The sequence below is a fragment of the Paraburkholderia sp. SIMBA_027 genome (assembly GCF_046535315.1).
GTDB classification, from domain to species: Bacteria; Pseudomonadota; Gammaproteobacteria; order Burkholderiales; family Burkholderiaceae; genus Paraburkholderia; species Paraburkholderia tropica.
On record NZ_JAWRWY010001607.1, the window covers coordinates 1 to 236 of the forward strand.

The following is a 236-nucleotide window of genomic DNA, read 5'->3' on the forward strand; positions in this document are numbered from 1 at the left end:
GGGCGTCGCATCGCTTTCAGAGGAAGGCGTGGTGCCAAGTTCGGCAAAGCGGGCCGCGACGTTCTTGTCCTTCAGCGCGATCTGCAGCGACTTGGAGAGCTTTTCATTGATTTCGGCAGGTGTGCCCTTCGGCGTGTAGATACCGTGCCAGATACCCACCTCGAGCTTTGGCAGGCCCTCTTCGGCGACCGTGGGTACGTTCGGCAACACATCGAGCCGCTTGGCCGAAGTGACGG

Annotated in this window: 1 protein-coding gene; it reads right to left on the reverse strand. The window is 61.0% G+C overall.

Annotated elements, in window-relative coordinates; all coding sequences use genetic code 11:
• Positions 1 to 236, reverse strand: a 236-nt coding sequence (locus tag SB764_RS44610) for a tripartite tricarboxylate transporter substrate-binding protein (protein WP_410867389.1), incomplete at both ends; no start/stop codon positions are given.